At 37.2% G+C, this 3,021-nt stretch carries 2 protein-coding genes; both read right to left on the bottom strand.

The window, feature by feature from the left end; all coding sequences use genetic code 11:
• Nucleotides 1-695: 695 nt before the first annotated feature.
• Complete coding sequence (locus E1171_RS03775; RefSeq protein ID WP_155204240.1) at nt 696-965, bottom strand: hypothetical protein; 270 nt, start codon at nt 963-965, stop codon at nt 696-698.
• A gap of 712 nt (nt 966-1,677) precedes the next feature.
• Complete coding sequence (locus E1171_RS03780) at nt 1,678-2,712, bottom strand: bestrophin family protein (protein ID WP_155204242.1); 1,035 nt, start codon at nt 2,710-2,712, stop codon at nt 1,678-1,680.
• Between the last annotated feature and the right edge of the window lie 309 nt (nt 2,713-3,021).

Below are 3,021 nucleotides of genomic sequence, written 5' to 3' on the forward strand. Positions count from 1 at the left end.
TTGTACCCAAAAAAAGATCAACAGACAGCAGGCCATTCCTACCGTTAAGCCTGATATGTTGATTAGGGTGTAAAGCTTTCGCTTTATTAAATTCCGGAAGGCGATTTTTATGTAGCTTTTTAACATGGTTGAATTTTAACGGCTAGTGAACAATGTGCTGGCTTAAAATTATTCAAGAAGCATGCCAGTAAAAATGAAGCTTTAAAGGCTTTTTGACAAGCTTTCTTGAAAGGAGACGTCCGCTAGCAGACATTTGCGTGCGCTGACGGACGGTATATAGTTTAAGTTAACCTTCCGACGGTTTCGAATATTTATTTAAGGTTTAAAGGATGAATTAATATTTATATCGTATTGTCAAGGTAAAAAAAGTTGTTCAATTCTCACTAAATGAGGTTTTAAAATAGGGTAAACTTATTGTGAGATGAATTTTAAACAATTTGGTCTTTTATAGTTAAGATAGGTTAATGTAAAAGGCCTCTTCTTCAAGGCCTTCATATTTAAAAATTTCTCAATGGTTATGAATTGGGACTCTTCTTAATTGAAGTCCTTTTTTATCTTTTCCAATAAGCTACGAACATTTCTTTGACTTTTGTCGGTGATGAGCATAATGTCTTTTGGGTATATGCCGATTCCTTTTTATTTAGTGCGGCCAAAATCTAACCCTTTAGAATTTCTTTTTATCTCTTTGTACCTTTCTAAAACCCCTCACAGGTTATTTTTTTGCCACATAATATTTGTCCCCCTGCATCCTCCAACAAAAAGTTACTTTCTGCAATTATTGTTTGTAATTGGATGTTTTGCTGCAGCTCTTCGGCTGATCCTGTTGCGTGATGAATTAGTCTATTTTCCTGGTCATAAATGTAGACCACCTTAGGTAACCTTACAAAGGATTCCTGTACTGTGGTCATTGCTTCATTTGCTAAGGCTATTTCTTCTTCGGGACTCAGGATCATTTCATAGGCCATCTCTATGGCTACGCTATCTACTTTTATACATTTCCGGCGAAGACTGAAATGCTTAAAATTAAGGTTAAGGATCCTACAAATGACATGATGCTTATGAATTTTGATTTATTTCTAGATACGATTTTCATAGTGTATATTTTTTGGTTTGGATTTTTTAGTTTGTGCCAAGTTTAATTCAACTGTTGAGCCAGAAGTCTTAAAATAGGTTCATACAGCCAATGAACCCATATTTTTAAATCTCACATCTTGAATAAGTGTTCATTTTTGAGCATTGAATGTTTTAAAACGCACAGGGTTTTTATAGGAATTACTAATTGATTGCTGCCCAAAAAAAGTGTAGAAATGGGGTGAATTCTTCTGTGAGGAATGGGTTTGGGATTGAGGCAGGCAAGTGAATGGGTGGAAGGGTGGAGAGGAATCTTTTACCAGGCTGAAGGTAAAGGAAAAACTTCTACTGGAGAGCCATGCCATGCAGGAGGGAGAGAAAGGGATGGTCTGGAGGGGTTTTTACACATGAAGTGCCTATGGGTTCACCCTTGGATGGTGTGGTGGTTTTGGGAGGACAATTGCTAAAGGTGACAATTGGGGTGTGAGTATTTGGAGTGTTTTAGGAACGGTATTTTTCTTTCAATTAGTTATTGTATTGACTTTCAAAACTTTGGGGTCGAAGAAAGGAGTGTTGAGATATACCTTATTAGCTAAGGAAATCCTATTACATTAAAACTCCATTTTTTGCTTTAATAGCGGGAGGTAATTTTGTTTCTCCCAACATCTCTCTAAGGTCAATTTCTATGGTTCTGCAAAGAGACATCATGGGAATATCATTGCCCATTCCCTGAAAAGGATTTTCTGAATAGTCCCCAACTATCTCCATCATTACATATACCCAACCTATTAAAGAAGAAATCGGAATAGATAGCCAAAAGCCCCAATCCCCCAATTTCATCAACTCAGGTATCATGGTAAAGGGTAAAAGTATAATAAATATGCCTACAAAATACCGGCTTATGTTTGCGTATTGCCTTGGCAGAGGAAAGTTTTTTATACGTTCGTTTTTACCTTGTAGGGTATAAAAGCCTCGGAGTATATTCTCCATTTCCATGTGTCGGAAATCATCGATAATGTCTTTCTCCCTAAGTTTTGTTAAATCTCTGGATTGTTCGTTAATGATCTGGGTTGCTGTATTGACGGAAGCTATTAACCGGTCGTGTTCATCTTCAGGTAAGAATTGTTTTAGTTCGCTTCTGGTTATCTCATCATCTATTAAGCCAATTCCGAATCTTTCCTGATATATTTTGGCTGTTCTTCCCATAAGCCCACCCTGACTGATATGTTCCCAAGGTGTAGCCACTAAAAGTTGACTACGGTGCGCATAGAGCCAGGCAATGTGTCTATAGATCAATCTACGTTTTATTTGGTGTAGTCCTTCTTCCATTACCTTCTTTTGAGTAAAAAGGTTGGTGATATAACCGTCAACCATCATTCCCCAGCTACGGCTATCATTTACGATGCCTCCCCAGATTTTACGGGCTTCCCACATTCTGTCATAAGCCTGATTGTTTTTGAAGCCCACATAAAAGGCTACTGCTGTACCAATCACGGAAACAGGAAGCCAGGGAATAGTAATGGAGATGAGGTTTATATTATATAAGGACGCAATCGTACCCATCATGATAATTAACCAAACCATATGGTGTCCTGTCCACTTGATGAGACTTCTTGTACTTATTCCTCTAGTTACAATCATTATCCTGTTAATTGTTTACCTTTTGAAAGGTAGGTAAGTAAGACTTTTGGCGGTGGGTATTACTCGATGATTTCTTTTGAAAGAAATTGATCTCAAAGGTCTAAAGGATTCCTACGAATTTTTCTTTAACTCTGTAGGTGAGGGTTTCGACTTCGTGGGAGTTCTTTTGACATACGCTTTTATAGTTAGTAATTACCTCATGTTCAAGGTTAATGATTTTTATTAGAAAAAACTTATACAAATTGAGGTTTTTAATTCGGCGTTTGGGAAAAAGGAGGGTGTGTCCCTCACCTTACTCTTATTTTTGAA

It is taken from the genome of Xanthovirga aplysinae, from assembly GCF_009711365.1.
In the GTDB taxonomy this organism is placed as follows: domain Bacteria; phylum Bacteroidota; class Bacteroidia; order Cytophagales; family Cyclobacteriaceae; genus Xanthovirga; species Xanthovirga aplysinae.